This is a genomic window from Brasilonema octagenarum UFV-OR1 (assembly GCF_963888615.1).
GTDB classification, from domain to species: domain Bacteria; phylum Cyanobacteriota; class Cyanobacteriia; order Cyanobacteriales; family Nostocaceae; genus Brasilonema; species Brasilonema sennae.
This window is the reverse complement of sequence record NZ_CAWPKW010000222.1, coordinates 20,320-46,210: the sequence shown is the minus strand read 5'-3', so window position 1 is coordinate 46,210 and position 25,891 is coordinate 20,320. Positions and strand designations below refer to the sequence as shown.

At 42.2% G+C, this 25,891-nt stretch carries 24 protein-coding genes and 5 pseudogenes; 18 read left to right on the top strand and 11 right to left on the bottom strand.

The genetic code is table 11. The features are described from left to right. Positions 1 to 87: 87 nt before the first annotated feature. The 6 genes and pseudogenes from AC5590_RS17635 to AC5590_RS17610 all read left to right on the top strand — a co-directional run bounded on the left by AC5590_RS17635 (position 88) and on the right by AC5590_RS17610 (position 6,752). On the top strand, positions 88 to 1,269 hold the full coding sequence (locus AC5590_RS17635) for a sigma-54-dependent transcriptional regulator (protein WP_169264820.1): 1,182 nt from the start codon (positions 88 to 90) through the stop codon (positions 1,267 to 1,269). Between the two features lie 12 nt (positions 1,270 to 1,281). Further along, positions 1,282 to 2,643: an RNA polymerase factor sigma-54 gene (locus tag AC5590_RS17630; RefSeq protein WP_169264819.1), complete on the top strand. Its 1,362-nt coding sequence runs from the start codon at positions 1,282 to 1,284 to the stop codon at positions 2,641 to 2,643. 183 nt (positions 2,644 to 2,826) lie between these two features. Continuing rightward, positions 2,827 to 3,330, top strand: a complete 504-nt coding sequence (locus AC5590_RS17625) for a hypothetical protein (protein WP_169264818.1) — start codon at positions 2,827 to 2,829, stop codon at positions 3,328 to 3,330. Next, entirely contained in the window at positions 3,327 to 5,180 is a 1,854-nt protein-coding gene (locus tag AC5590_RS17620) for a tetratricopeptide repeat protein (protein ID WP_169264817.1), read from the top strand. Before AC5590_RS17625 ends, AC5590_RS17620 begins: the two co-directional genes overlap by 4 nt. Positions 5,181 to 5,201: 21 nt before the next feature. Further along, positions 5,202 to 5,867, top strand: a pseudogene (locus AC5590_RS17615) (tetratricopeptide repeat protein); the annotation flags it as partial. Between the two features lie 69 nt (positions 5,868 to 5,936). Then, positions 5,937 to 6,752 carry a tetratricopeptide repeat protein gene (locus tag AC5590_RS17610; protein ID WP_370460712.1) on the top strand — a complete coding sequence of 272 codons (816 nt, stop codon included), beginning with the start codon at positions 5,937 to 5,939 and terminating at the stop codon, positions 6,750 to 6,752. Positions 6,753 to 6,766: 14 nt separating this feature from the next. On the opposite strand, the gene AC5590_RS17605 is transcribed toward AC5590_RS17610, so the two are convergent. Continuing rightward, a complete protein-coding gene (locus tag AC5590_RS17605; RefSeq protein ID WP_169264815.1) occupies positions 6,767 to 7,228 on the bottom strand; it encodes a hypothetical protein in 462 nt (153 codons plus the stop codon). A gap of 295 nt (positions 7,229 to 7,523) precedes the next feature. Here AC5590_RS17605 and AC5590_RS17600 point away from each other — a divergent pair. Beyond that, positions 7,524 to 7,685: pseudogene (locus AC5590_RS17600) on the top strand (aspartate aminotransferase family protein); the annotation flags it as partial. Positions 7,686 to 7,816: 131 nt separating this feature from the next. Here AC5590_RS17600 and recA read toward each other — a convergent pair. From recA to AC5590_RS17585, 3 genes are all read right to left on the bottom strand, one after another. Further along, positions 7,817 to 8,899 carry a recombinase RecA gene (gene recA, locus AC5590_RS17595; protein WP_169264814.1) on the bottom strand — a complete coding sequence of 361 codons (1,083 nt, stop codon included), beginning with the start codon at positions 8,897 to 8,899 and terminating at the stop codon, positions 7,817 to 7,819. 528 nt (positions 8,900 to 9,427) lie between these two features. Further along, positions 9,428 to 10,435, bottom strand: a complete 1,008-nt coding sequence (locus tag AC5590_RS17590) for a glycosyltransferase family 2 protein (RefSeq protein ID WP_169264813.1) — start codon at positions 10,433 to 10,435, stop codon at positions 9,428 to 9,430. 13 nt (positions 10,436 to 10,448) lie between these two features. After that, positions 10,449 to 11,153, bottom strand: a complete 705-nt coding sequence (locus AC5590_RS17585) for a C40 family peptidase (RefSeq protein WP_169264812.1) — start codon at positions 11,151 to 11,153, stop codon at positions 10,449 to 10,451. A gap of 13 nt (positions 11,154 to 11,166) precedes the next feature. On the opposite strand from AC5590_RS17585, the gene AC5590_RS17580 reads away from it, so the two are divergent. From AC5590_RS17580 to AC5590_RS17570, 3 genes are all read left to right on the top strand, one after another. Continuing rightward, a complete protein-coding gene (locus tag AC5590_RS17580) occupies positions 11,167 to 12,111 on the top strand; it encodes a serine hydrolase (protein ID WP_169264811.1) in 945 nt (314 codons plus the stop codon). Positions 12,112 to 12,260: 149 nt separating this feature from the next. Beyond that, complete coding sequence (locus AC5590_RS17575; protein WP_169264810.1) at positions 12,261 to 13,052, top strand: YdcF family protein; 792 nt, start codon at positions 12,261 to 12,263, stop codon at positions 13,050 to 13,052. Between the two features lie 71 nt (positions 13,053 to 13,123). Further along, positions 13,124 to 13,348: a hypothetical protein gene (locus tag AC5590_RS17570; protein WP_169264809.1), complete on the top strand. Its 225-nt coding sequence runs from the start codon at positions 13,124 to 13,126 to the stop codon at positions 13,346 to 13,348. 143 nt (positions 13,349 to 13,491) lie between these two features. Here the strand turns inward: AC5590_RS17570 and AC5590_RS17565 are convergent, their stop codons facing one another. Beyond that, entirely contained in the window at positions 13,492 to 13,761 is a 270-nt protein-coding gene (locus tag AC5590_RS17565; protein ID WP_169264808.1) for a ferredoxin-thioredoxin reductase variable chain, read from the bottom strand. A gap of 659 nt (positions 13,762 to 14,420) precedes the next feature. Between AC5590_RS17565 and AC5590_RS17560 the strand changes: the two genes are divergently transcribed. Then, positions 14,421 to 15,239, top strand: coding sequence for a type 1 glutamine amidotransferase (locus AC5590_RS17560; protein ID WP_169264807.1), 819 nt, complete (start codon positions 14,421 to 14,423; stop codon positions 15,237 to 15,239). Positions 15,240 to 15,330: 91 nt separating this feature from the next. Here the strand turns inward: AC5590_RS17560 and AC5590_RS17555 are convergent. The 4 genes and pseudogenes from AC5590_RS17555 to AC5590_RS17540 all read right to left on the bottom strand — a co-directional run. After that, positions 15,331 to 15,465, bottom strand: a pseudogene (locus AC5590_RS17555) (type II toxin-antitoxin system RelE family toxin); the annotation flags it as partial. After that, positions 15,453 to 15,611, bottom strand: coding sequence for a hypothetical protein (locus tag AC5590_RS17550; RefSeq protein ID WP_248277213.1), 159 nt, complete (start codon positions 15,609 to 15,611; stop codon positions 15,453 to 15,455). The pseudogene AC5590_RS17555 and the gene AC5590_RS17550, both read right to left, overlap by 13 nt. Continuing rightward, the gene (locus AC5590_RS17545) at positions 15,598 to 15,867 is read right to left on the bottom strand and encodes a type II toxin-antitoxin system Phd/YefM family antitoxin (protein ID WP_169264806.1); all 270 of its coding nucleotides are present in this window, start codon (positions 15,865 to 15,867) and stop codon (positions 15,598 to 15,600) included. The genes AC5590_RS17550 and AC5590_RS17545 overlap by 14 nt, the downstream gene beginning before the upstream one ends. Before the next feature lie 490 nt (positions 15,868 to 16,357). Then, positions 16,358 to 16,528, bottom strand: a pseudogene (locus tag AC5590_RS17540) (IS701 family transposase); the annotation flags it as partial. 360 nt (positions 16,529 to 16,888) lie between these two features. Here AC5590_RS17540 and AC5590_RS17535 point away from each other — a divergent pair. The 7 genes and pseudogenes from AC5590_RS17535 to AC5590_RS17505 all read left to right on the top strand — a co-directional run bounded on the left by AC5590_RS17535 (position 16,889) and on the right by AC5590_RS17505 (position 24,945). Next, a complete protein-coding gene (locus tag AC5590_RS17535) occupies positions 16,889 to 17,983 on the top strand; it encodes a S41 family peptidase (protein WP_169264805.1) in 1,095 nt (364 codons plus the stop codon). A gap of 329 nt (positions 17,984 to 18,312) precedes the next feature. Continuing rightward, positions 18,313 to 19,539 (top strand): murein transglycosylase A, encoded by a 1,227-nt coding sequence (gene mltA, locus AC5590_RS17530; protein WP_171976519.1) that lies wholly within the window; start codon positions 18,313 to 18,315, stop codon positions 19,537 to 19,539. Between the two features lie 40 nt (positions 19,540 to 19,579). Beyond that, positions 19,580 to 20,476 (top strand): annotated as a pseudogene (locus AC5590_RS17525) (CHAT domain-containing protein). Positions 20,477 to 20,847: 371 nt separating this feature from the next. After that, positions 20,848 to 22,044 carry an acyl-CoA dehydrogenase family protein gene (locus tag AC5590_RS17520; RefSeq protein WP_169264804.1) on the top strand — a complete coding sequence of 399 codons (1,197 nt, stop codon included), beginning with the start codon at positions 20,848 to 20,850 and terminating at the stop codon, positions 22,042 to 22,044. Between the two features lie 440 nt (positions 22,045 to 22,484). After that, a complete protein-coding gene (locus AC5590_RS17515; RefSeq protein WP_169264803.1) occupies positions 22,485 to 22,988 on the top strand; it encodes a YbjN domain-containing protein in 504 nt (167 codons plus the stop codon). A 50-nt stretch (positions 22,989 to 23,038) separates the two neighbouring features. Then, on the top strand, positions 23,039 to 23,707 hold the full coding sequence (locus AC5590_RS17510) for a lipoyl protein ligase domain-containing protein (RefSeq protein WP_169264833.1): 669 nt from the start codon (positions 23,039 to 23,041) through the stop codon (positions 23,705 to 23,707). 218 nt (positions 23,708 to 23,925) lie between these two features. Further along, positions 23,926 to 24,945, top strand: coding sequence for a polysaccharide deacetylase family protein (locus tag AC5590_RS17505; protein WP_169264802.1), 1,020 nt, complete (start codon positions 23,926 to 23,928; stop codon positions 24,943 to 24,945). Positions 24,946 to 24,984: 39 nt separating this feature from the next. On the opposite strand, the gene AC5590_RS17500 is transcribed toward AC5590_RS17505, so the two are convergent. Both AC5590_RS17500 and AC5590_RS17495 read right to left on the bottom strand, forming a co-directional pair. After that, positions 24,985 to 25,599, bottom strand: coding sequence for an HD domain-containing protein (locus AC5590_RS17500; RefSeq protein ID WP_169264801.1), 615 nt, complete (start codon positions 25,597 to 25,599; stop codon positions 24,985 to 24,987). An 89-nt stretch (positions 25,600 to 25,688) separates the two neighbouring features. Beyond that, on the bottom strand, positions 25,689 to 25,871 hold the full coding sequence (locus AC5590_RS17495; RefSeq protein WP_169264800.1) for a hypothetical protein: 183 nt from the start codon (positions 25,869 to 25,871) through the stop codon (positions 25,689 to 25,691). Positions 25,872 to 25,891: the final 20 nt, after the last annotated feature.

The window sequence follows — 25,891 nt, the reverse complement described above, 5'->3', positions numbered from 1 at the left end:
AAAAACTCTCTCAAACTTTTCTTTCTTTGCGTCCTTTGCGTCCTTCGCGGTTCGTTTTCTCTTCCAAATTTCTCAGCAAAATAGAAAATGGCTAAAATTCTGATTATTGATGATGAAAAAGCACTGCGGCAGGCGATCGCCCAAATTCTTCAAGACGAAGGCTATCAAGTCCTCCAAGCAGCAGATGGAGAACAGGGTTTAAAACTCCTCACTGACAACACAACTCATCCTGATTTAGTCTTCCTAGATTTAAAGATGCCCAAAACCCAAGGAATCACAGTCCTAAAAACTCTAGAACAAAGACTGTTTGAGTTACCTGTCATCGTCATGACTGCTTACGGTACAAGTCGTACAGCAATTGAAGCCATGCAGTTGGGTGCTTACGATTACCTAACCAAACCTTTTGATTTAGAAGACTTAGTTAATATCACCCAAAAGGCGCTTGCCCATCATCAAGAACCTGTGTATAAACTGGGAGAGTCAGACTTGCAGAGTTTGGATCAGTCGGATGAGTTATTGGGGCGATCGCCCGCCATGCAAGAAGTCTTCAAACTCATCGGACGCGTTGCTCCTGGAAACACCACTGTTCTTATCACCGGAGAGTCAGGCACTGGTAAAGAATTAGTCGCTTCCACACTCCATACTACCAGTCCCCGTCGTAAGGGACCATTGGTGAAAGTCAACTGTGCCGCCCTCCCAGAACATTTGCTAGAAGCTGAGTTATTCGGACATGAAAAAGGTGCTTTTACCGGAGCAAATCACCTGCGAATTGGTCGCTTTGAACAAGCAAACGGTGGTACAATCTTTCTGGATGAAGTCGGGGAGCTTAGCCCTGTGATTCAGGGTAAGTTGTTGCGTGTCTTACAAGACCACTCCTTTGAACGGCTGGGAAGTAACCAAACTCGTACTGTAGACGTGCGAATTCTCGCCGCTACTAATCGGAATTTAGAGCAGATGGTTAGGCATAACCAATTTCGCGAAGATTTATACTATCGTTTCAACGTAGTGCGGATTGATATGCCACCATTGCGCGATCGCCCTGAAGATCTGGAACAGCTAACCCAGTACTTTTTGAGCACCATTGCCTTACGTCGAGGACTCAAGCGTTTAGCACTCACAATAGCAGCAATGGAGAAACTCACAAGCTACCATTTTCCCGGAAATGTACGTGAATTGCAAAACACACTGGAACGTGCTGCAGTCCTTTCCGGTGGAAGAACAATATTACCAGATCATCTGATTTTGAGTCAAGAGTCACAACCACAATAGGAGCAGAAAATCATGTCTGCACTCATATCCACACCTTCGGTAGAAACCCACTTAGAGACTCAAGCAGTCCTTTATCCAAGCTTGCGCTATCTTGTGCATCTGCTGCCCTTGGATCATCGACGGGTTATTAAGCATGTTAGAAATGAAGTTGAACAAAATCCTTTTTTGCGCAGCACGACGAGTTCTGGCAATAAAGAAACTCTGGTGTCAGATGTTTTACCAGATTGGTACACTCCACCAGCGGCAGAACTTAGTCTTCAAGAACATCTGCAAGGACAAATTTCAGCCCTTAACCTATCTTCTCGGCAGCAAAAAGCCTTACTTTACTTGATTGAATGGTTATCTCCATCTGGCTACTTAGAAGAATCACCGCAAGTTTGGGCGGCGGGTAGTGGATTTTCTATTAGCGAACTAGAAGCCGTGATTCCTGATTTGCAAGGTTTGGATCCGCTGGGGATTGGTGCGCGATCGCTTCAAGAATGTCTCTTATTACAACTTCCAAATCAACCCGAAAATTTAGCAACACTATTAGTCAGGGATTACTTAGAGGAGATAGCAGCTTGTGTCAGCAATTCCACTGAGGCACAATGTCACCGAGAGGCGCTACTGCAAAAGCTGCGACAGACAAGATCTAGTCTTGATTCTGAAACACTCAAGAGTGCTATTCGCCAGATTCAAACGCTAGAACCTCGACCAGCCAGGAACTTTAGTCACAGCCCCGCACCAATTGTCACCCCCGATTTGAAAGCAGAACCTCATGCAGGCGGTTGGCAAGTTATGTTAGCTTACGAGGTGAGTCGAGATTTCTACCTGGATGAGGAAGCTGTTGCTGTTCTCAACCGCCCACATCGTAAAACCAAAGAAACTCAACGACTGGAAGTTCTGTTGCAGAAAGCTCGTTCTTTACTCACTGCATTGAACCAATGGCAAGATAATCTCTTGAAAGTGGGAGAGTTTTTGGTTGCTCGTCAGCAAGCTTTTCTTTCCAGTCGAGACGCGTTGGATCTTGTTCCTACACCACAACAAATGGTTGCTCAAGCGGTGGGACTCTCAAATGCAACTATCAGTCGGATTGTGCGCGAGCGATATCTGTTAATTGGTGGACAACCAAGCCAGATTGTACCGTTACAAAAGCTTTGCACACCTGCTCGTGTTGGTGGACACACCCCACAACAAATACAGCAGTTCATTCAGCAACTAATTCAAGAAGAATCTCCTGCAAAGCCTTATAGTGATGACCAATTGGCACAGTGGATTAAGTTGCGGTTTGGTCTACCCATCGCTCGCAGAACCGTGACCAAGTACCGCAAAATGGCAGGTGTTGATTCATCTAGTCGTCGTAAGATGCCCGTAGGGCAGGGTATAAGGGTGTAAGGGTGTAGGGGTCAAAATAGCTATCTGCGTGTCGCTCAGGGCTTGATACAAGGATTGATGGTATATTTTTATGTTCATTTCAGTAATTTTCCACTGAACACAAACCTAATTTAACCGGATAAGTTGGTTATAATCATGAATAATACGTAGAAATGCGATTATCTTGAATAAATACGATTGCTTATGCGCTCTCAAGAAATTAGCCGTCAACGATTAACTTCTCTTGAAGATATTTTAGAAATTTTATACGAAAAGCTTGGGGAATTTCAAAAGGAACTTGTTGTCACAGCCAGTACCCCTGCTAAAACCGAATTGAAGATGCGAATTAAACGAGAAATCTTACCGGATGTTCGCAAGTATGAGGTTGAATATGGAGAACTCCTTTATCAAAGGGCTGATGCTTATTTTATTTCGGATTTGCAAGCCGAAAATGCTTTGATGCGGGTTATGGAAGCTGTTGAACGTTTAGAAATGCAACGTTCAATTAACTACCCCGATGAGTTGCTGCGTTTGTTAACAGAAATTCGTACCAAGCTTGACGAACCAGGAAAAACGGCAAGTGCAAAGTTAAAAGTAGCTTTACCTATTGTTCCGGCTATTGCATCCTATGAGTTGGAAATGGATACAGAAGCTTTAATGGTTCGGTCATGGCAACAGGTAAAATCGCTGTTTAGAGGTAGAGGATGAAGCAAGAGGAGTTTGCTAGTTTAGAAAAAGCGCTTAATTCTTGGCGGGATAAGCGTGACTTTTTTGAGGTAGAAAAAGTTGAAACGGCAGACCCCGAACAAAAATATTCTCTTCACCGCAAGATTAAAGAATGTAATGAAAATATTAACAGATTAGAAGCAGAAATAAGCGAAAGGCAGAAAAAAGCTAATAATTCAACGTCTCTGCCTTTTCAAATACCTTTTATATTGCCACAAAAAGATGTCTCTAGTTTTACTGGTAGAGACGAAGAATTGCAGCAACTTCAAGAACTGCTGATTCATCGTCAAGGAACCAAACTGTGCAGCATCGCTGGTTTGGCTGGTACTGGGGGTATCGGCAAATCAGCGCTTGCTTGTCACTTCGCTACGTTACACAAAGCAGATTTTCCTGATGGTGTCATTGGTTTGCGGGTTGATGGTAAAGATGCAGACACCATCGCTCGTGATTTTGCTCGACGTTGTGGAGAAGAAGTAGAACCGGAAGATGAGCGAGACGCAAAAACCATCATGCAAGATGTGTTTGCTCATCGTCGGATACTGTTGATTTTCGATAATGCTGAAGATGCCAATATTATTAAGGAATTATATCCAGATGGCAACAGATGCGCGGTTATTATCACCACACGCGATCGCTTCTTGTCCATTTCGTTAGATATTCCCGATCAAGGTAGAATTGAAGTTAAACCGCTCTCGAAACCAGAATCATTACTCCTGCTGCAAAAGCTATTAGGCGAAAAGCGCGTCGCAGCCGAACCTGAAATATCTGAAGAAATTATCGAGTTAGCAGGCTATTTACCCCTAGCATTACAAATTATCGGCGCTGCGCTAAAATCGAACCTAAATCGTCGTCTGGCAGACTATGCAGCTTCATTGCGAGAAGAAAGACGACGATTGGAAAGATTAAGGGTTGCAAAAGATGAACATTGGGATGTTCGTGCTTGCTTCTCACTTAGTTTAAAAGAACTTCAGCCAGAGCAAATTGATTTTTTCTCCTGCTTAAGTGTTTGTGCTGAGGATGGATTTTCTCGACGTTCTGCAACAGCAACAGGTAATTATAGTGATGAGTATACGGCACAAGATGACCTCGATTGGTTATGTCGGTTTTCACTACTTAACTATGCTGAGGTAGGAGAGAATCGATTTGTTTTTCATCCGTTAATTCGTGCGTTTGCTCATGAGTTGGCAGTTGAACGCGGATTGCGAGATGATGCAGCAACTCGACACGCTGAATTTTTTATCAATTTAGTTAAATCCAGCGATGTTGGTTTTGTTGATAGTGCGATCGCAGAGGATATTAACGGTATTATTTTGGTTGCTGATTGGTTGCAACATCAACAAAGTCCTGACTATGAATTTGCATTTCGGCTGCAAGAATTTTTTGAAAAATATGGCTACTGGAAACAAGCAGTAGCATTCATGTTCCGGTTCCAACTTTTAGCGGAACGATTTGAGGATTGGGAATTGGTAGTTAAATTTCGCATTCAACAAGCAAAGTATCTTTCTCTGGAAAAACAATATTTGAATGCTGAGGTAGTACTTGCCCCTATTTCCGGAATACTGCAAAAAATCGAAATCCAGGCAACCCGTCACCGCTATCATGCAAAGTGGCTTACTACCCTTGGAAGTATACAATGGCGACAACACAAATTAGACCAGGCTGTAGATACTCTCAAACAAGCTTTAGCTATCCAAGAACTATTGGATGAACCAGATGGTTTGTCAATTGTGCTAAATAGCTTAGGAAGTGCTTTGCAAAAGCAAAGCAAACTTGCTGAAGCCGTCGATGCTTTTCATCGTCAAATTGAAATCAGCCAACAATTTGATGATTAACGCCAAGAAGCAAGAGGTTTAAACTGCTTAGCTGGTGTTTTGCAGCAGCAAAACAAACTCGATGAAGCCGTCGATGCTTTTCGCCGCAGTATTAAAATCAGTCAACAACTCGATGATAAACGCCAAGAAGCAAGAGATTTAAACTGCTTAGGTAATGTTTTACAGCAGCAAAACCAACTCGATGAAGCCGTCGATGCTTTTCGCCGTCAAATTGAAATCAGCCAACAACTCGATGACAAACGCCAAGAAGCAATCGGTTTAAACTGCTTAGCTGGTGTTTTACGGCAGCAAAATAAACTCGATCAAGCTGTCGAGGCTTTTCGCTGTCAAATTGAAATCAGCAAAGAACTTGATGATAAAGATTCTGAAGCAAGAGGTTTAAACTGCTTGGGTGGTGTTTTACAGCTGCAAAATAAACTCGATGAAGCTATCGATGCTTTTCATCGTAGTGTTGCCATTCAAGAACAGTTTGGCAACCAACGCGGCTTGACAATTACCCTAACAAGTCTAGCTGCTGTACTGCGTGAACAGGGTGATCTTGAAGAGGCGATAAAAATTCTTGAGCGTATTACTGATATTGAGCAACAGCTAGATAACAAACGTGGCATAGCGATGACACTAACGACTCTGAGTGCGGTACTGCGCGAACAGGGTGAAATTGAAAAAGCTATTTCGACTCTTGAGCGTATTATCGCTGTCGAAGAAGAATTAAACAACCAGGAGCATAAGTCAATAGCACTTACCTATTTAGCTGAGATGTTGCATAAAAAGGGTAACTTCTTGCTCGAACAAAAGCAACTAGATAAAGCGAGAGAAGCTTTTAAAAGCAGTTACGACATATCTGAAAAACTAGGAAACCAGAAAAGCTCGGCTATCTCATTAAATAATATAGGTATGATTCTAGAATTACAATATCAATGGAAAGAAGCTGAAGAAATGTTAAAGCGCAGTCAAGAGATTTATGCCGATTTAGATGAGATAAAACCTCTCTCAACTGCCCTTAACACTCTAAGCAGAGTACTAATGAAACAACAAAAATGGAATGAAGCAGAGAAAATTCTCCGACAATGTTATGACTTATCTAGAAAAGAGGAAGACCAACGTGGACAAGCAATAATTCTTAACAGTCTGGGTAGAGTATTACACAAACAGGGAGGAGAGGAAAAGTATAAATTAGCGCTGATGTTTTTCCAAGAAAGTATCAAATTAGGCGAGCAATTAGGCGACCAAGAACATCTAGCAAAAGTTTATACTGCAATGGGTCAAGCTTTACTTGCACATAAAAACTTAGAAGAAGCTGTTATTCAACTTATAAAAGGTTTTGAAATCGACAAAATTTTAAAAAATGAAAGAGGTTTGACCATCGTCACATCAGATTTAACTCACGCACTGTTAAAACTTGGCAAAGTTGATGAAGCAAGAATGTACTATAAAAAAGCACTGGCGGTCGCACCAAACCAACCAAAACTACTAAACTTGGCGCAGCATCTTACCCCGTCACCAAGACAAAATACTAAACCTATCCTAAAACGTTGCCCCGGTTCCCAAGCCCAGCCTGGGAACCACAGGTAACACTTCATCAATTACTATTGTGGTGCAGGAGGTGGAGGAGCTGCTTCATTACCACGTGCAGGAGGTGGAGGGGCTACTTCATTTCCACGTGCACGAGGTGGGGGCGGACCATTCCGTCCATCTGGTCTGGGAGCCTTTGCTGGCTCCTGATCTGGGCGAGGACCCTTCTTGTGTGGTCGTTTTCCTGGCTTCTGTGGAGGACGTGGTGCTTGAGCCTCGTAATAACGGTTATATGGAGGTTCCCTAAATATACTTGGTCGAGGATTTTGCACTCTTGGATTAACCTCTGCTGGGGGGACTGGTCGCGCTGCTGGTTCTGGTGGGGGTGGCGAAGAGCTATCTGGTGTAAAAATTTGTATGTCTTGGGGTTGTGGTTGAGCAAATGCGGGAGTTTCCACGGTGATCGCTAAACTACTCACAGCCAGAACTAAGAATACACCTAAACGACCTGACTGATATTTTGCTGGTTGAAACATTACATATTTTCCAACGTGTCTGATAATAATGTTTTGTGCAAAAATCGTGCCAATTTGATTTTTCAGCGTCGTTAAGATTTACTAACGAAAATCAGTCTTTTTAAGCAAAAATATTTAATTTAACTGTGTAACTTATTTAGTATCCACTAGAGTTTAAACAAAAAGTCAGCGATATGCTTTTCATCTTAAAAATTTAGTATATAAGTATACACACAATCTTTTTGTAGTACAAGACTATTTAATCAATATTCAAATTTGATATCAACTTTTCATCGTAGACCTTTGACAATCTAATATCAGAAATCTCAAATTCAGAGTTACTCTACCTCGTGTACCGCACTTGGTAACATCTTTACCTGGTTCTTGTGCGAAAGAGATAGTGGAACGCGATCGCGCTGTCACTTCTTGTTCCTACACCCCCGATTACCCCTTGGTTGTTAATCGAGGTGAGGGGTGTAGCCCGGTTCGCTCGATACACAAAATCCTGATTCATCTAAATATTTAATTACGCGGTACTGTACTAGCAAGTTGCATTAGTTTGATAAGTGGAGCGATCGCTCCACCCACCAAACAACAAAAGTGCTAGTGTTACTCTTCTTCGACTAGCTCTAAGTCCTCATCTTCTTCATCTTCACTTGTCTTGCTCACAGAGTTAGCAGAAACAACAGCTCCCATTTCTAGTTTTTCACGCACCAGCTGCTTAATTTTTTCAGCAAATTCAGGCTTGTCTTCTAGGTACTTAATGGCATTGTCTCGTCCTTGAGAGATGTTTTCACCGTTGTAGCTGTACCAAGCTCCCTTGCGCAGCAAGATACCAGTTTCTTCTGCCAAATCGACAAGACAACCTAAAGTAGAAATACCTTTACCAAAGATAATGTCAAATTCCGCGACTCTAAAAGGTGGTGCTACTTTATTCTTTGCAACTTTGACTTTCACACGGTTACCAAATTCCTCTGTACCTTTTTTCAAGGTTTGAATCCGGCGAATGTCTAAGCGTACTGAAGCATAATACTTGAGAGCGTTACCACCAGTTGTTGTTTCTGGGTTACCGTAGCTGACACCAATTTTTTGGCGCAGCTGGTTGAGAAAAATCACTGAGCAACCAGATTTACCAATATTACCAGTAATTTTACGTAAAGCTTGACTCATCAATCTCGCTTGAAGACCAACGTGAGCATCTCCCATCTCGCCTTCAATTTCAGCACGGGGCACGAGCGCCGCCACTGAGTCAATAACGACAATGTCTACTGCAGCAGAACGGACAAGTTGATCAACAATTTCTAAAGCAGCTTCCCCAGTGTCAGGTTGCGAAATGAACAGATTTTCAGTGTCAACACCCAACGCTGCAGCGTAGGCGGGATCAAGGGCGTGTTCAGCATCAACGTAGGCAGCTATACCACCATTTTTTTGTATTTCAGCAACTGCGTGCAGTGCTAGTGTGGTCTTACCAGAACTTTCTGGACCATAAATCTCAATCACCCGTCCTTTGGGTAAACCGCCACCTAGCGCCAAATCCAGGGTGAGTGCTCCACTAGAAATTGTCTCTACCCGCATCCGGGTAGCGTCACCCAAGCGCATGATTGTTCCTTTACCAAAAGTACGCTCAATTTGATTGAGTACCATGTTGAGCGCTTTTTGCTTGCCGGCATTATCTGTGGTGTTAACAGCCATTCGATCCCTCTATGTATCTCTATCTATATATTTGTGGATTTGTTTATGGATTTAGAAGTGGGGTTTGGAAGCTTTATAAGTACTAATGTACTATTCATCTATTTAAACACACTTTATGAAGTACCCACCACCAAATCGGACTACCGACTTGGGCTACTTCCCGGCGGCATGGTGAAAAAGGGAAGTGTGACAATATCCTAACGCAAGAGTGGTCTGGTTTGGATAAGTAAAAATAACTATGTAACCTAAGTTACCAGTTCTTCATGTAAGTGACCGATTTGTTTTATTGAGTGGGCGTGATAGTGATATAAACTAGTGATTATACTGAATATTTGGCAATTTTTTTCTCTTATTCATGTAAGCTTAATGCCGAGGGGGTGCATGGGTACGCGCAAGGACGCATGTCGTATGAATCGACGAGTAAAAAACCAGCCGAAATTTCATAACCCAAATTGCGGGCTATGCAGTCACAGCTGATTGCCATAAAAATAGATTTTGTGGACTTCCAAATAAGTCAACCCTTTGGGGCTAGACTTTCGTGACTACTTCACGCACACGATAGATGGGGCGTCCTTGGGATTCATGGTAAGTACGCATCAGTAATTCTGCCAACAAACCGAAGCAAAACAACTGTACCCCCGTTACTAGCAAAAGAACTGCCAGAATTAGTAAAGGGCGATCGCCAATATTTTGATGAAAAGCAAATTTGACAAAGGTCAAGTAAATTCCAATCGCCCCACCACAAGCCATTGAAACCAATCCCCACAACCCAAAAACGTGCATTGGGCGTGTAAGGAACTTTTTCATAAATAAAATTGTTAACAAATCCATCAACACTCGGAACGTCCGCCATATCCCATATTTGCTGCGACCAAAGCGACGGGCATGATGACGCACGGGCATTTCTGTAATTCTAGCTCCTTCAATATACGCTAAAGCCGGAAGAAAGCGGTGCAGTTCTCCATAAAGGTTCATATCTGCCACGAGTTCGGCGCGGTAGGCTTTGAGCGAACAACCATAGTCATGAATATACACACTCGTGCTTCGCCTAATTAACCAGTTGGCAATTTTGGAAGGAAGTAATCGATTCACAGCACCATCTTGGCGATTTTTCCGCCAACCGCTGACCAAATCGTAGCCTTCCTCCAACTTTGCTAATAGCATAGGGATATCAGCAGGATCATTTTGAAGGTCAGCATCTAAAGTGACAATTGCTTTACCAAGTGCGTAGTTAAACCCAGCAGCCATCGCCGCAGTTTGACCATAATTGCGACGCAAAATCACGGCTTTCAAATCGTTGCGGATTTGCGCTTGTTCTCTAAGAAACTCTGCTGAACCATCTGTGGAACCGTCATCTACACAAATGATTTCATAACTCAACTCAGTTGCGGATAAAGTGAAGGCGATCGCCTCAAGCAAATGAGGCAAACTTTCCACTTCATCATGCACAGGCACCACAACCGAAACATCTGGAACAACTGAGGATATCGCCTCATCTTGTCCAGCAAGTCTATCAGAAACCAGTCCACTCCTCATATTTCTCTTTCCCTCAGCGTCTTTGTGGTTCGTAATTCCTGACCACTCTTCCTGCACCGCGCAGTTGCTGATAATATGACTGACTAACCTTCTCTCCTTGTTCCGAAAGACGATCTATGCCAATTCCATTACGTCCTATTTCTTTGCCGGAACTATGGATATAGCAGCCATCTTTCAAATAGAGTCCCACATGAGTCGCTTTTTGGGAAGTTCCGAAGAAAACAAGGTCACCTGGTTGTAATTCTGCCATAGAAATGGCTTGGGTGAAACCTTCCTGCTGATAGGCATCTCTGGGTATACGAATACCTACCGAGGCGAACGCCGCTTGCATCAATCCCGAACAGTCGTAATTTGGTCCTACCGTACCACCCCAGAGGTAATAATTTGGTTGTTGCATAGCTTGTTGGGTAAACCCAATCACCTCTGGCAGGTGTTTTTTTATCTGTGATTCCGAAAATCTTTTCGCTTTATAAGGTACAGTGCATGATTGTAATAAACCCAAATCGGATAGTGATAGCCATCCTGGATAGTCATCTTCGGACAAACACACCTCAACTGCACAATCTTGATAGTTTGATGTTACCCACAAATATCGCCCAGTTGCAGCTTGAGTTGCCAGTCGTTGACAACTAGGAGAATCATATATGTTTACGTTAGTTAGGCACTGGTACTCAGCTGATTTGAGAGTTTGGATTTGAGATTCTAGGTTAAAGGACATTGGTGAAACAACAATGAATTTCTTCTTTAATAAAGACGATCAACTAGAAAAACTTGGGTTAGGCATTTTAGAAGCAACTTGGGCTGCATTTCCAACTTTAGCCCGCAACCAAATTGCTTTGACTTGGATTGTCTACGATCCGCCAGTACTAATGAACACAGGTGGTGCATTAACTCCAGATGATTTTTGGAACTACCCGATTCGTGGTTTCACTTATCGCGGAGTGGAACGAATTTACCCTGCAAGTGTGGTGAAGTTGTTTTACTTGGTCGCAGTCAACGAATGGCTGCACAAAAACATGGTTTCCAATTCTTTAGAAGTGGAAAGAGCTATACGCGATATGATTGTTGATTCTAGCAATGATGCGACAAGTTTAGTTGTAGATATCTTAAGTGGAACTACTTCTGGACCAGAATTATCACTTGGACCATTTGAAACTTGGAAACAGCAGCGCAATATTGTCAACCGCTATTTCCAGTCTTTTGGGTGGTCAGATATGGAAACGATTAATGTTTGCCAAAAACCCTGGTGTGATGGACCTTACGGACGCGAACGGGCTTTTGTAGGAGAGTTGCTAGAGAATCGGAATATGCTGACAACAAATGCTACCGCCAGGTTGCTACACAGTATTATTGGTGGTGTGGCGGTGTCTAGTGGGCGATCGCAATCCATGATGAGTTTGCTCAAACGCAGTCTTAACCCGAATGACTTGCCAAAAGATGTTGAAGAAGACCAAGTGACAGGTTTTTTAGGCGCTGGACTTCCTCAAGAAGCAAAAATTTGGTCAAAAGCAGGTTGGACGAGTCAAGTCCGTCATGATGCTGCTTATATAGAGTTAAACGAAAAACGCCCTTATCTGCTTGTTGTGTTTACTGAAGGCAAAACAAATGCTAAGAACCGCGAAATTTTGCCTTTCGTCTCGAAGCTGGTGAGGGAAGCAGTTGAGGGTTTAGGTTAGTAGGACTTACGCAGAAGAGATCCCCCTACACAGTTAAAAAGGGGGCTTTTAAGATTCCCCCTTTTTAAGGGAAAATCAAGGTTTCGGGTTTTGAGTGCGTAAGTCCTGAATTAATTAAAAACTCATAGTTCTATTGAGACATTTGGCAAATGTTTTTATATCTCTCTAAATTGCTACCATTATTTTTCTATCCTCTGGGACTCGCTTGCTTGTGCTTATTGGTAGCATTTTTTATGTTATGGAAACGACCACGCACAGCAGCACTTGCAATTGCATTCGCGCTGATGCTATTGCTACTTACTAGTAATGGCTGGGTTTCTCGATTACTTGTCCAGTCTTTAGAATGGCAACATCTTCCACTGACTGAAATACCAACGGCAGAAGCTATCGTAGTTTTGGGTGGTGCGACTAAATCAGCTTTGCCACCACGACCATCGGTAGATTTAAATGAAGCAGGCGATCGCGTCATTTACGCTGCTCAACTCTACCGCCAGAAAAAAGCCCCTATAATCATTTTGAGTGGTGGTCGCATTGAATGGAAGGGAGGCGGTTCATCAGAGTCAGCGGATATGGCTAGTATTCTCACTGCTATTGGTATCCCAAAAGAAGCTATTGTACAGGAACCCGATTCCCTCAATACTTACCAAAATGCGGTGAATGTCAATAAAATTCTCAAATCTCGTGGAATTCGCCGTGTTTTGCTAGTTACTTCCGCAATTCATATGCCGCGATCGCTTCTTATCTTCCAACATCAAGGTATTGATGTTATTCCAACGCCTACTGACTTTCTCGTTAGTCGCAGTGATTTGCAAGAACTAACTAGCACCCCAAAAGCAGCGTTGCTAAATGTGTTACCTGATGTTGATAATTTACACATGTTTACGTCAGCTTTGAAAGAATACGTTGGTATTCTCGCTTATCGCTTGCGGGGATGGCTGTAAGTCATAATAAATAAAGATTTGTAAAATAAGTTCGACTTTCAACTTTTAACTTCTAACTTAAATTAGTCAGTATGTCTCAAGAGTTATCGCAAATCATACCTTCTCCTCAATCCGAAGTTGAGGATACATTTTCTGCATACCAAACAACTCATCAGTTTTACACAGAAGTTCAGACGCGCTCAGAGTTCAAGCAATATTGTGAACGTTATTATATTACAGCAGAGCGCAATCGTCAAGATTTAGAAAAAATGCGGGGCGAGCTAAATATCATGCGGTGGTTTCGTAAAACTCGGTAGGCGTATTCTAACGTTTCACTAGTTCTTCCTTTGGGAATAATGTAAGAGTCATTAGATATAGTAAAGTATGGCCTCCTGCCAAAAGGAGGCTACTTATTTTCAAAAATGATACTCACTAAATGCAGTCGTTGACCACAAATAAGTTAGATAACTTCTAACTCTGCTTCACGCAAGTGAGCCTTAAATTTTTTACTAAATTGGACATAAATCGGTAAATTAGCACTGACAGGTCTACCTTGCCATTGATTAATTATACTTATCACTTCACCTTCTGTGCCTTTGATGTCAAAAGGTTGACCGCGATGCTCATTATGATGGTAGACTATGACGGATTCTTTAACGCGGACGCGATCGCCAATTTTCATATTAGTATTTACACTTAGTTTTTGTTCCATAAGTGTCTCCACAGCCATCCCTCACTGAACTTGCTTTTTTGAAAAGTAGACTGCTTGCACATTTTATTGCTGTTGGTAGTTAGTTTGCACCAGACACGCCACATTTACGCCTCTGTAGCTACTAGACAAACAAAGCCTGCCCTTGCAGGCTTTATTATTCAATGATTAGCTATAGTCCTTGCCTGCTTGTCCTTCCAATCAAGAAAGAGATAAACAGGGGTATGGCAACATCAAAGTCGCCTCGGACTTCGGCAAGAGGTCTAATCCTTATTATCTTTACTCTTGGATGTTCCCAAGGTCAACTGCTTGCTTAAGATTCCGAAATCATGACTTTATAAGAGATAGGCTAAAAACCCCCGAGGAACAGTTGCGCAGCAACGTATTCTGTGCTATTTCCGAAGGAGCACGCTACGCGAACAGACCGGAGGATGCGCAATTGTCACAAATCAAATAGGATTGCTATATTTACTGTTCTCGATTCCCTATTCCTTATTCCCGGCGATGCACTGAGCTTGCGCTGCCCTGAGCTTTGTCGTAAAGCCGTGCCGCAGGCTCAGGACTCAGGGTCGAAGTGTTCCCTGTTCCCTCACTAAACCAGATTTTTATATGCACCGGATTTTCCGACTGTAGTAGGGAAAAGTTATGAATTGTAGAGACGCTGCAAATAGTTAGAAATTATGAGTTATCAACAGTATGAATTAACAATTGGTTGGCTGTATCCAAAGCTGATGAGTACGTACGGTGACAGGGGTAATGTCATCTGTATAGAACGGCGAAGTCAATGGCGGGGATACAGTGTCAAAGTTTTACCATTAGATCAAAGCGCGACAGCTGCTGATATTCGTTCAGTAGATGTGATTGTTGGTGGTGGTGCACAAGATCGTCAGCAAGAAATTGTCATGCGCGATTTGCAAGGTGCTAAAGCGGAAGCAATGCGCGAAAAAATTGAAAATGGAACTCCTGGTGTGTTTACCTGTGGTTCACCCCAGTTGTTAGGACATTATTATGAACCAGGTTTTGGAGAGCGTATTCAAGGTTTAGGCATATTAGATCTGGTGTCCGTGCATCCAGTGGAAAATGTCCGCCGCTGTATTGGGAATTTGGTCATAGAAGTGACAGCAACTCGTCTGGCGCGGGACTTGGAAGAGATGACAGGTAGCAAAGCTTATTTGATTGGTTTTGAAAATCATGGCGGACGCACCAAACTAGGAAAAGTGGAAGCACTCGGACGCGTAGTGCACGGTTTAGGTAACAATGGCGAGGATGGGACAGAAGGAGCATTTTATCAGAATGCGATCGCGACATATTCTCACGGTCCCCTGTTACCAAAGAACCCCTTTGTCGCTGACTGGCTGATTCAAACAGCGTTGCGGTTGAAGTATCAACAGCCGATCACTTTGCCACACATGGATAATACCTTAGCCTTGGAAGCGCGAGAAGCAATGTTTAAGCGGTTGAAGGTTAGTATTCCAAGCGTTACGGCTGCGAAAGTTTGAATTTGAAGTTAATTGTAGGGTGCGTTAGCGCTTTTTGTAACGCACCACTTTATCATGACGCAATATTTGTGATTTCAAAAGACGAATTAAGTTACCCTAATAAACGCTTTAATCGTTTGTACACATCATCATCATTACGCTTGCCTACTAAAATGATTTCTACTAAATCCTGCTCTGGAAAAAACCTGTAAACAATCCGATACTCACCACTATCTACTCGATAGATTTTCGTAGGTTGGGTTGAGGAACGAAACCCAACATCTGAGCATTATGTTGGGTTTCACTCCGTTCAACCCAACCTACAGTTAAAATTTTCAACTGCAAACCATTGAGAAAATCAAGAACAGTTGCTAAGCCATCAAGTCTCGCCATCAGCTAAACGCTCCAGTGCAGATGTAAAAGTCTCTGTACCAACCATTTTTGATTGACTAAGAGCAGCTTTGGCAGCTTGACCTAAAAGCATATCCTCCAATTGTGTCAGTCGATTAATCAATTGCTCGTAGCTTTCTGCTGACATAATGACATGGCTAGGTCGTGATTGCTTTGTTAGTAAAACTGGTTCAACAGTAGCCTTGTCAAAAACTTCACCATGTTTGTTGCGAGCATCTGTGAGAGTGTAGATGTGCATAATAAAAGTTGTTTTTGACTATTTTAGACATTTTGACTATATTTTAACAGATGCGTAGACGAGTTACCAGCCAGTAGAGGTGAATGCTGCGATCTGCCTTTGGCAGCAAGCTAGCGCCGATAGGCGTAGCCGTGCCGCAGGCATAGGGCGCGCTACGCAAACGCTTATCGCCTAAAGAGCGGCTTCCAAAGGCAGCATCGCGGAGCGTGTCCTATCCCTTCCAGAAAATCCGACTTTTTCTCGTTCCCTGGCTCTTGCATCAATATAATTGAGAGGCAGAGCCTCCTTTTTGGCATTCCCACGCGGAGCATGGGAACCAGAGATCAACCTTCCAGAAAATCCCCTACTCTCTCCATTGGTTGCAAAAAACGAAACCAAAATAAATTTAAGTGACATTACCCATAAAATAACAATAAGTTTTGCAGAATTTATTTGAAGATAACTAAATAATTAGGACTTACGCATTGACAAAAAATCCTATTCATGAATGCTAAGCAGCACAAGTATTGGTAAGATTTTCTACAATATAATCACGCAAGACTAAAGTGAATAAATTTCGTTGCAATCCATACCAATTAGAAATTATATTTTGAGAGCGCATTTTTTCTAAACCAACAAATGCTTGAATCGCACAAAATATGTGTGTTTTGATTGCTTGGGCAACTTAAACCCTTACGGGTTCCCCCCGTTGTAGCGACTGCGAACCCGAAGGGTGGCCGAGCGCTCGCACTCTCGTGTTTTTTAGAGGTATCCTGAACAGCGCTCGGTCAACAACTGGTAGCATCGGTCAATATGGTCGTTTTTCAAAACCTTACGAAGAGCGACTTTTTGGGAACTTTTATCCTTTCTCTTTTTAACAGATGAAATGTGGATTGGTTCTACCTTGATTTGATCACACAATTGAGAGTATTTGTCAATGCGTAAGTCCTATTTACTACTTACCCCCAAACAAGAGTGATTATCATTCTTGTTTGGGTGATTTTATTGCTTGGAAGTCCCTAATCTTGAACACACTCAATCCATGTCTATCTTCATGCCTTTAGAACAACTTTTTTCTCAAAAACCGGATTTGGCTCAACCGGATTTGGCAATTGACCCCAAAGTAGGAGTGCAGATTATCGAAACTCTGATTTCATTTCTGGATAAATATATTTTCCCAGAAGTGGCTCAAAGAATGAAATCCCAGTTCAGGACTCACTTGCAAAATGGAAATTATGCTGACATCACAAGCGCGATCAAATTAGCAGAAGTTTTGACTCAACAAATGCAAACAATTAGCTCTGATCGGCATCTGCAAGTGTTTTACAGCTATAAACCATTGCCTTCGCTTAATGAGCAAGGAAAGCCAACAGCACCAGAGGAGCAACAAAGAAAACGCCGCTATGCCAGATGGCAAAATTTTGGGTTTTATAAAGTTGAACGGTTAGCAGGCAATATTGGCTATCTTGATTTGCGGGCATTTGTCCCACCAGAACTGTCTGGAGAAACGGCGATCGCAGCTATGAATTTTTTGAGTAACACCGAAGCTTTAATCATCGATTTACGACAGAATGGCGGTGGTTCACCCGATACAGTTGCCCTGATTTCAACCTATTTATTCGATCATCAACTTGTGCATCTCAATAATTTACACTGGCGAGAACAAGATGCGAACGGAGTCTATTATGAGCGGGTTCAACAGTACTGGACACTGCCCTATGTTCCTGGACAAAGATATCTCGATAAAGATGTTTATGTGTTGACCAGTTCCTTTAGTTTTTCAGCCGCAGAAGAATTTGCTAATAATTTAAAGCAACTCAAACGCGCCACCATCGTTGGTGAAGTAACAGGTGGAGGAGCGCACCCCGGTGACTTTCTGCTTCTAAGCGATCATTTTGATGTATTTATTCCCACAGGTCGCTCCGTCAATCCAATCACACAAAGAAATTGGGAAGGAACAGGTGTGGAACCCGATATCAAAGTTCCGGGAGAACAAGCCTTGAAAATGGCTCACTTGGCAGCACTGAAGGAACTGCTAACTAAAACAACTGAACCTGAATTTATTAGTGAATTGCAGCAGGCGATGCTCCAGCAGGGAGCCACCCAAAGGGTGATCGCAACTTTAGAGCAAGATTGAGCATCATTACTATCGTATGATCGCTAAAAAATAGCTTTTCAATAACGAGTTACTTTTTATTAACCCCCACGGGTGTATCCCAAGGGGGTTAAGTTTTGAAACGAAAGATTCGTATTGTTTCTTTTATTCCGAGAGAGAAAAGAAAGATTCTTGTATGTAAACCATAAGGGGGGTCTGCCGAGATACCTGTAGTCCGGGGACACCTTGTAAAGTAAAGAAAGCACTAATTTAATTACGTAAGAATCAAAATATATGTAATAAATCTACACACTTATATTGATGTAGCTGGGAGAAGTATAGAATGTTAATTTCCTAAAAATTATCAAACTATGCAATTTCAGCAGAAAAATAAATTAGCAAGATTGATTCTGACAATTTCTCTTTACTGTTTACCCTTATTAGCTTGTAACCAGCCACAACCAATCATTCCAAACAATCAAACACCAAAAGCCACAGAAACCCCAGCAATCCCTACAGCGAAACCTCTATCTCTACAAACATCATTACCACCAGATAAAAATTATTTTCTCGATAATCAAATCTGGGGCAACCCTAGAGATAAACAAAATTTAATTCAAGCCATTGACAATAGTTTAAATTATCTAAAAACTTCAGAAGCCAAAACAGCTTATGAGAACTATACTCCTCCCGAAATTACCAATAAAAGAGTAGAAAAAAGCCTGAAAAGATTTCGAGAATTAGTCAGTAATTCCCAAAATTCCCAAGAATTACAAGCCAGTGTCAACAAAGAATTTGTCTTTTACAAATCTATTGGTACCGATAACCAAGGAACTATTGTTTTCACAGGTTATTACAAACCCATTTACCAGGCAAGTCGCAAGCCAACCGCCGAATATCGTTATCCTATCTACCGCTTACCTGAGGATTTTTCCACCTGGAGTAAACCACATCCCACCCGTTTAGAATTAGAAGGGTCAGACGCTTTACAAGCTGATAAGGGTAAGCTCAAAGGTTTGGAATTATTTTGGTTAAAATCGCGGTTAGATGCTTTTATTGCCCAAGTTCAAGGTTCTGCCGTTTTACAATTTGCAGATGGAACTAAAACCACAATTAACTATGCTGGAAATACCGAACATGATTATGTTAGTTTAGGTAAGGAATTAATTAAAGATGGGAAATTAGATAAAGAAGGAATTACTTTAGAAAAGGTTATTAACTATTTAGAAAAAAATCCCGCCAGCCAAAATATTTACTTACCTCGTAACCCCAGATTTATCTTCTTTAAAGATACAAAAAACGCCCCAACTATTGGCATTCTTAACGTTCCAGTCACCCCCGAAAGGTCAATTGCCACAGATAAATCCTTAATGCCTCCCGGTGCATTAGCTATTATTCGCGCTCCCTTCCCTTTCATCAATCAAGGGAAAATTGAACAGCGTCTTGTCAGTCGTTACGTTCTCGACCAAGATACAGGAGGTGCAATCAAAACTCCGGGTAGAGTTGATTACTATATCGGTGTTGGCAAACAAGCTGGCGAGCGCGCTGGTTCTATTGTTAATAAAGGTGAGCTATATTATCTCCTATTGAAAGATTAATTTAGTCCTCAAAGTATTCAGGGCAAATGCCTAAATACCTTTGCAATCGATTCCCTTTGCCGCATTAACTGAATCAGGAAAATCACCTGCTTCTTCCAATTATCAACCTTTAATCGTCAACCATGAAATAGTCAATCTACCTTCAGCATCAACCATTGCCTTTCAAAGACAAGAACTCAAAGGACGCAAAACCGCACCCAAAACTCTCGCCATCTTAGCAGATCCCGTATTCGCAGCAGATGACGATCGCCTGACTGGCAAACCAAAGGGACTTGGTCCTGAACTGGATTTGAGGAGTCAACTACAACAGTCTGCCCTTAAGCAAGCAGCAAGAAATTTCAACCGCAACGGGTGGGGGCGACTTCCAGCTACAGCTCAAGAGGCAAAGGCTATATTGAAACTTGTACCAACATCAAATCACCTGGAAGCCTTTAATTTTGACGCTAACTACAATTGGGCAACTAACAAACAACTCTCGCAATATCGGTTCCTGCATTTTGCCACCCACGGCTTTGCAGATCCCAACAACCCAGAATTATCAGGAATTGTTCTCTCGCTTGTAGACAAAGCTGGTAAACCGATTCAAGGTTATCTGCAGTTGGGTGATATCTTCAACCTCCATTTTTCCGCTGATTTAGTCGTACTGAGTGCCTGCGAAACCTGATTGGGCAAGGATGTCAATGGTGAAGGATTAGTGGGGTTGACAAGAGGCTTGATATATGCAGTAAGTGAAAGGGTGGCTGTGTCTCTGTGGAAAGTTGATGACGAGGGCACATCACAATTGATGCAGGAATTTTATAAGCAAATCTTACAGCAAGGAAAGTCACCTAGTGCTGCTTTACGTGCCGCACAACTGAAACTGTTGCAAGACTCGAAATTGAATATGAATAAACCTTCATATTGGGCGGCGTTCACTTTGCAGGGCGAGTGGAGATGAGGAGTTGATTTTTTTATATGTAATTTTGACATCTTTTTATCTAAATTGCCATGTTTTGAAGTTAGGCGACAAAGACTGAAAACTTTATCTAGTAAGAGTTACAAGACTGAAAAATAACATATGAAACTAAAATTATCGAGTTATAGGCAAGATTTTTCTACCATCTCAAGGGCTATATGATAGTTAGCTAGAGCCATATGGAAAGTTAATCCCAAATTGCTCCTAGTGTTTTGCTCAGGAAACTTGTCAGGGTAAAGGAGAAAGATGTCTTATTTTTTTTTACCCTTTCCCCAACCCACACCCAAGTTTTGGTTGGCAGACTACTAACCTATGGCGTCAAGAACATCCAATGATGAAGGAAAAAATAAATCATGATTGACTTCAGCCTCACTCTTGAACAGCGGATGTTGCAGTCGAAAGCGCTTGAGTTTGCCCAAACAGAAATTAAACCAATTGTTCAAATCATCGAGGAATCTGATAATCCAGAAATAGAACCTTGGGATTTCTGTCAGAGTCTGTTCCGCAAAGGAACTGAACTAGGATTCACGTCATTATTACTCCCAAAAGAGTACGGTGGTTTGGGTGGAAAGTGCGTAGATCTGGTTTTGGTTCTCGAAGAACTAGGTGCAGTTGATGTCAGTATTGCGTCTAGTTACTTTAATCTGACTGCTGCAATGTCCCTTTTCGTGACTAGGGCTGGAACGAGTGAACAGCAAAAGCGAATATTGTCGCATGTTCGTTCCGGGGAACCTCACTTGTATAGTGCTGCAGAAAGTGAGCCAAACGTCGCCACCTCAGATTTGTTTTGTCCAATACCAGATCCTAACATCGGACTTAAGACCTTTGCACAACGCGATGGTGATGCATACATCCTCAACGGGAAAAAGTCATCGTTAGTCACAAATGCTGGGATTGCAGATGCATATTTCATCATTGCACGCACCGCTCTCGATAAGCCTTTGGGCGAGAGTATGTCTATATTCTACATTCCAGCAAATACCCCCGGTCTGAAATTTGGTAACAGAACCGAGATGATTGGTTGGAAACCTTCTCATCATGCAGAAATTCATCTTGACAACGTGCGAGTACCTACAGAGAATCTTCTTGGCAAAGAGGGGGAGGGGGCAAAACTTCTCATGTTGCTTCCTGAAGTGGCTATTGGACTTGCGGCTTGCTACGTTGGTTTGGCTCGCGCTGCATATGAGTATGCTTTAGATTATGCCAAAAAGCGGGTTAGCTGGGGGCGTCCAATTATCCAGCATCAGTCAGTCGCCTTGAAACTTGCTGATATGATGATAAATACCCAGGCTGCGCGATTAACGGTATGGGAGGCAGCAAATACTGCAGACACTAACCTCCAACTCGCTGGAATGGTGAAGGCACCAGCAGCTAAGACTTTTGCTGTGGATGTGGCAATTAAAAACGCCCAAACAGCACTTGAGATTCTTGGTGGCTATGGAGTTACTAAGCAGGCTCAAACAGGTAAGTTTCTTGCCGACGCCTCTATTGGATATTCATGTGACTTCACAAGGGAAGTTCTGCGTCTTGGACTTGTTAACTGTTTGTAGGTTGGTACGGCATTTCACCGTTAGGCTTTTCTTTTCTTGTGCCTGTTGTTCTTGGGGCGAGTAAAAATTGAAATTCAAAATTATTCTTGTTTTTTAAATTATTGTAAGGATTCAGGTCACTCAAGTTTAGACCTGAATCCTTACTTTTCTGTTATATTAAATTACCTTGGCTCAACCTGACTTCTCATCAACCTTTGTACACTCACCAAAGCACGATTCAACTCATAACCCTGCTTCTGGGGATTTTCCAAAACTTTGGGCATGACTTTGGGCAGCTTGGGAAACAACAGACATAAATTGAGACATCCTCGCTATTGTTAGAATGTATCGCAAATTTTCGTAATATTCCCCTTGACTACTTAAGGAGCTTAAAATGATCAGGCACACAAGCTATAAAGTAGTCTAGATGAAACAATTATGCTGTTGAGACAAAAATCTGTATGACAAGCTACCAATCCAATCCAGAAACGCTTGAGAGTGAATCCACATCCACTGATGAACTCATCAATGAGATTATCGAAGAAACAAACGACATTAACTATGTGGAGATCATCGAAAACGTTATCGACACGCTAGAACAAGATGACAGCGCAATGGTGAGTCAGCCTTCAGAAGGTGGTTACCGTTGGAAGTTCAAGTACGGCACAGTGGAAGTGTATGTCCAACTGACTGGAAGAACTGATGAAGATACTTTAACAGTTTGGTCTGCAGTGCTCAAATTACCTGCCAAAGATGAACCTAAGTTAATGCGACAGTTGTTAGAGATGAATGCATCTAGCACCTTTGAATCGCGTTTCGCCTTCATTGAAAACCAAGTTGTCGTACTTGCAACACGCACTCTGGCAGATTTGTCTGCTGGTGAGGCTTCCCGCTTAATTACTATCGTGGCAACGATCGCCGATAACAACGACGAAATATTACAATCTGAATTTGGTGTGGCTTGACTGTAGTGTGGCGATTCATTCCGTTGCTAGAAGCCTCTGGTGATGTGCAGATGGCGATTGACAGCTGGTTGTTAAAACAGCATCAGTCGGGACATCCTCCTGCTTTGCGATTTTACACTTGGTCGCCACCTGCCATTTCTTTAGGCTACCATCAACATAAATATCCTGAACATTGGCAGCATCTGGTTTGGCAAGGTGAGAAAGTGGATTTAGTGCGGCGTCCTACAGGAGGACGTGCAGTGTTACATCAAGGTGATTTAACCTACGCTGTTGTCACATCTGATGTCACATCTGGAATTGTGGGGAGTCGCGTTCAGGTGTACCAAAAAATTTGTGAGTTTTTGATTCAGGGGTGGCGATCGCTCGGCATAGAATTACAATACGGTACAGCTGGACGCGGTTACATCCACAACCCCAACTGTTTTGGCACTGCAACTGGTGCAGATTTAATTTTGCCAGATGGTACTAAACTGATCGGTAGCGCGCAACTGCGACGAGGTGGAACTATTTTACAACATGGTTCTATGCGTTTGCACCCTTCAGCTGAGTTATTTACTCAAGTATTTGGTACAGAATCTTTTTCTCCTGTCCATTTTCCCCAGAACTTAGATATTGAGAAGATTATTGCCGCTTTAATTGCTGCTGCTGAAGATTGTTTTGGTATGGAGTTCAAAGTGCAACCACTCTCTGAGTCTGAGTGGGAAGCAATTTTGAGCTAGTTAGGCGCTATTGGCTCAAATACCTGTTGGGCAGGGGCAAGCTTCACGAAAACTCCAAGGAATGCGCCACTTTCCTACAACGCTGAGGAACCACTACTAGATGTAAGTCCACCCTTAACATTATAAACCGAGGTAGGGCATTGGACGAAACTGATTTTATACCTACTTTTGTGCGTCAAAAAACATAATTACGAATAATTCTGAATTCTTATCAAAAAATGGTGCCAAAAAATCAGAGAAAGTTTCGTGTCATAGGAATTGCGTTTTTGTCCACAGTTTGTATTTGGTTTTTTGGTTCATACCGGGTGATTGCAAATGAATTTGAAAGTCTGCACTTTCAGACATCACGAATTATAAAAGTTTCCTTAAAACAGCCCAATAATCAACAATTATGTAGCCAGTCTCAAAATATAGCTAGGCAACTTGAGCCTATAGGCAATCAAGTATTATCTGGTTCAAAAATATTATTTAAGACTTTTGCAGATGACAAAGTGTTATCAATACCCGCCGAGCCTTTACCAACAATACACCAAGCTGCAAAGAAAGCTAAAGTACCTGTAATTATGTATCACGATATTATCTCAAACAAGAAAGTCATTTATGATATAACACCCCAAGAATTAGAGAAACATTTTGAACTGATTAAATCGACTCAGATGACTCCTATTAGCTTAAATCGACTTTTTGCTCACTTGCGAACAGGAAGCCCATTACCAAAAAAACCTATCTTGTTGACTTTTGATGATGGTTATGGTGGGCACTATGAATATGCTTATCCTCTATTAAAAAAATATGGTTATCCGGCTGTTTTTGCTATTCATACGAGCGGTGTAGGAGTTAATGCTGGTCGTACTCATGTGACTTGGGAACAATTAAGAATTATGGCTAATGACCCACTCATTACAATATCTTCCCATAGCAGAACTCATCCTGCCCTCACAAAAATATCAGATCAACAGCTTTACAAAGAAGTTGTGGAATCTAAGCAGATACTTGAAGCTCAATTAAATCGTTCTATTATTTATTTTACTTATCCTTACGGTAACTATGATTCCAGGGTCAAGAAAATAGTTGCAGAAGCCGGATATTTGGCAGCACTTACAATCGGCGATCCAACTGAGATGTTTGCAAACCAGTCAAAGGATTTATTTGCGATCAGTCGTTTTGAGAAATCTCGTCTAGAAAAAGTTATTCCCCAAGCTTGGGGCAGCCCAAATCTGGCACAGTGTAATTCTTGAAGGGGCGTTATACCGCCCCCCTTGTCTTTTTGAGATGTGTCATTTTGCTGGAGTACTTGCAGGAGCATCTTTAAGATAACCAGCTGCTATACAATCTTCAATCAGTTGCTGCACAAAAGACCAAAGTTCTGGTGTTCCCGTCTCCACAGGCGCTACCCGTTTCATCACCTGATCGCGTGTAACACTATGAATGCGCCAAGTACCCCCTTGAGTTTGCTGGTTGTGCAGCAAAGGTTGTATGCGATCTAGGGCTGCTGCAAACTTAGCAGTGGGTGTTTGCAGTGTTTCAAACTCTTCCCAAACAGAACGTAACTCACTTGCTTGATCTGCTGGCAAAAGTCCAAATAGACGCAACGCTGCTTGAGCTTCTCGCTCTTGATTGCTTTCGTTACCCTGCACATCATAACAGAAGGTATCACCTGCATCAATTTCTACCAAATCGTGAATCAGCAGCATCTTGATGGCACGGGATAAGTCAACTCCTTCTGGAGCATATTCTGCTAATACTACAGCCATTATTGCCAAATGCCAGGAGTGTTCTGCACTATTTTCCTGACGTGAACCATCAGTCAACAGAGTTTGGCGGAGGATTTGTTTTAGTTTGTCGATTTCGATAATGAATTGTATTTGTTGAGTGAGTCGGCTGATTTGCACTTTCTTGTCCTGCTAAAGAGATTTACAAATATCGGTAGACCGAAAAGTTCTGCTTACTGAAATTGGAAACCACTATAAGTTACACTTTTTCAATCTAAATACGATAGAAACAGTAATCTCAGAAGTAGCGATCGCTCATGGGAGTGCGGCATGACTAAAGGGTGCGATCCTCGAACTGCCCTGCAAGCGCGATCGCCCCTAAGGAGCGACTCCTCCGGAGTATCGTCTTTACAAAGATTTACAATAAATGTAGAGCCTTTGCGATTCCTCATAGTTCTTCTTGGCTCACTCC

Excerpts from the sequence above, each read along its gene's own strand:
- AC5590_RS17620 (WP_169264817.1), top strand. The coding sequence starts at position 3,327 with ATGAAGCAAGAGGAGTTTGCTAGTTTAGAAAAAGCGCTTAATTCTTGG.
- AC5590_RS17570 (WP_169264809.1), top strand. The coding sequence starts at position 13,124 with ATGTCTCAAGAGTTATCGCAAATCATACCTTCTCCTCAATCCGAAGTT.
- AC5590_RS17495 (WP_169264800.1), bottom strand. The coding sequence starts at position 25,871 with ATGAGGAATCGCAAAGGCTCTACATTTATTGTAAATCTTTGTAAAGAC.
- AC5590_RS17580 (WP_169264811.1), top strand. The coding sequence starts at position 11,167 with ATGAATTTCTTCTTTAATAAAGACGATCAACTAGAAAAACTTGGGTTA.
- AC5590_RS17550 (WP_248277213.1), bottom strand. The coding sequence starts at position 15,611 with ATGGCGAGACTTGATGGCTTAGCAACTGTTCTTGATTTTCTCAATGGT.
- AC5590_RS17635 (WP_169264820.1), top strand. The coding sequence starts at position 88 with ATGGCTAAAATTCTGATTATTGATGATGAAAAAGCACTGCGGCAGGCG.
- AC5590_RS17515 (WP_169264803.1), top strand. The coding sequence starts at position 22,485 with ATGACAAGCTACCAATCCAATCCAGAAACGCTTGAGAGTGAATCCACA.
- AC5590_RS17535 (WP_169264805.1), top strand. The coding sequence starts at position 16,889 with ATGTCTATCTTCATGCCTTTAGAACAACTTTTTTCTCAAAAACCGGAT.
- AC5590_RS17605 (WP_169264815.1), bottom strand. The coding sequence starts at position 7,228 with ATGTTTCAACCAGCAAAATATCAGTCAGGTCGTTTAGGTGTATTCTTA.
- AC5590_RS17625 (WP_169264818.1), top strand. The coding sequence starts at position 2,827 with ATGCGCTCTCAAGAAATTAGCCGTCAACGATTAACTTCTCTTGAAGAT.
- mltA (WP_171976519.1), top strand. The coding sequence starts at position 18,313 with ATGCAATTTCAGCAGAAAAATAAATTAGCAAGATTGATTCTGACAATT.
- AC5590_RS17505 (WP_169264802.1), top strand. The coding sequence starts at position 23,926 with ATGGTGCCAAAAAATCAGAGAAAGTTTCGTGTCATAGGAATTGCGTTT.
- AC5590_RS17565 (WP_169264808.1), bottom strand. The coding sequence starts at position 13,761 with ATGGCTGTGGAGACACTTATGGAACAAAAACTAAGTGTAAATACTAAT.
- AC5590_RS17610 (WP_370460712.1), top strand. The coding sequence starts at position 5,937 with ATGTTGCATAAAAAGGGTAACTTCTTGCTCGAACAAAAGCAACTAGAT.
- AC5590_RS17510 (WP_169264833.1), top strand. The coding sequence starts at position 23,039 with ATGGCGATTGACAGCTGGTTGTTAAAACAGCATCAGTCGGGACATCCT.
- AC5590_RS17585 (WP_169264812.1), bottom strand. The coding sequence starts at position 11,153 with ATGTCCTTTAACCTAGAATCTCAAATCCAAACTCTCAAATCAGCTGAG.
- AC5590_RS17560 (WP_169264807.1), top strand. The coding sequence starts at position 14,421 with ATGAGTTATCAACAGTATGAATTAACAATTGGTTGGCTGTATCCAAAG.
- AC5590_RS17590 (WP_169264813.1), bottom strand. The coding sequence starts at position 10,435 with ATGAGGAGTGGACTGGTTTCTGATAGACTTGCTGGACAAGATGAGGCG.
- AC5590_RS17630 (WP_169264819.1), top strand. The coding sequence starts at position 1,282 with ATGTCTGCACTCATATCCACACCTTCGGTAGAAACCCACTTAGAGACT.
- AC5590_RS17575 (WP_169264810.1), top strand. The coding sequence starts at position 12,261 with ATGTTTTTATATCTCTCTAAATTGCTACCATTATTTTTCTATCCTCTG.
- recA (WP_169264814.1), bottom strand. The coding sequence starts at position 8,899 with ATGGCTGTTAACACCACAGATAATGCCGGCAAGCAAAAAGCGCTCAAC.
- AC5590_RS17520 (WP_169264804.1), top strand. The coding sequence starts at position 20,848 with ATGATTGACTTCAGCCTCACTCTTGAACAGCGGATGTTGCAGTCGAAA.
- AC5590_RS17545 (WP_169264806.1), bottom strand. The coding sequence starts at position 15,867 with ATGCACATCTACACTCTCACAGATGCTCGCAACAAACATGGTGAAGTT.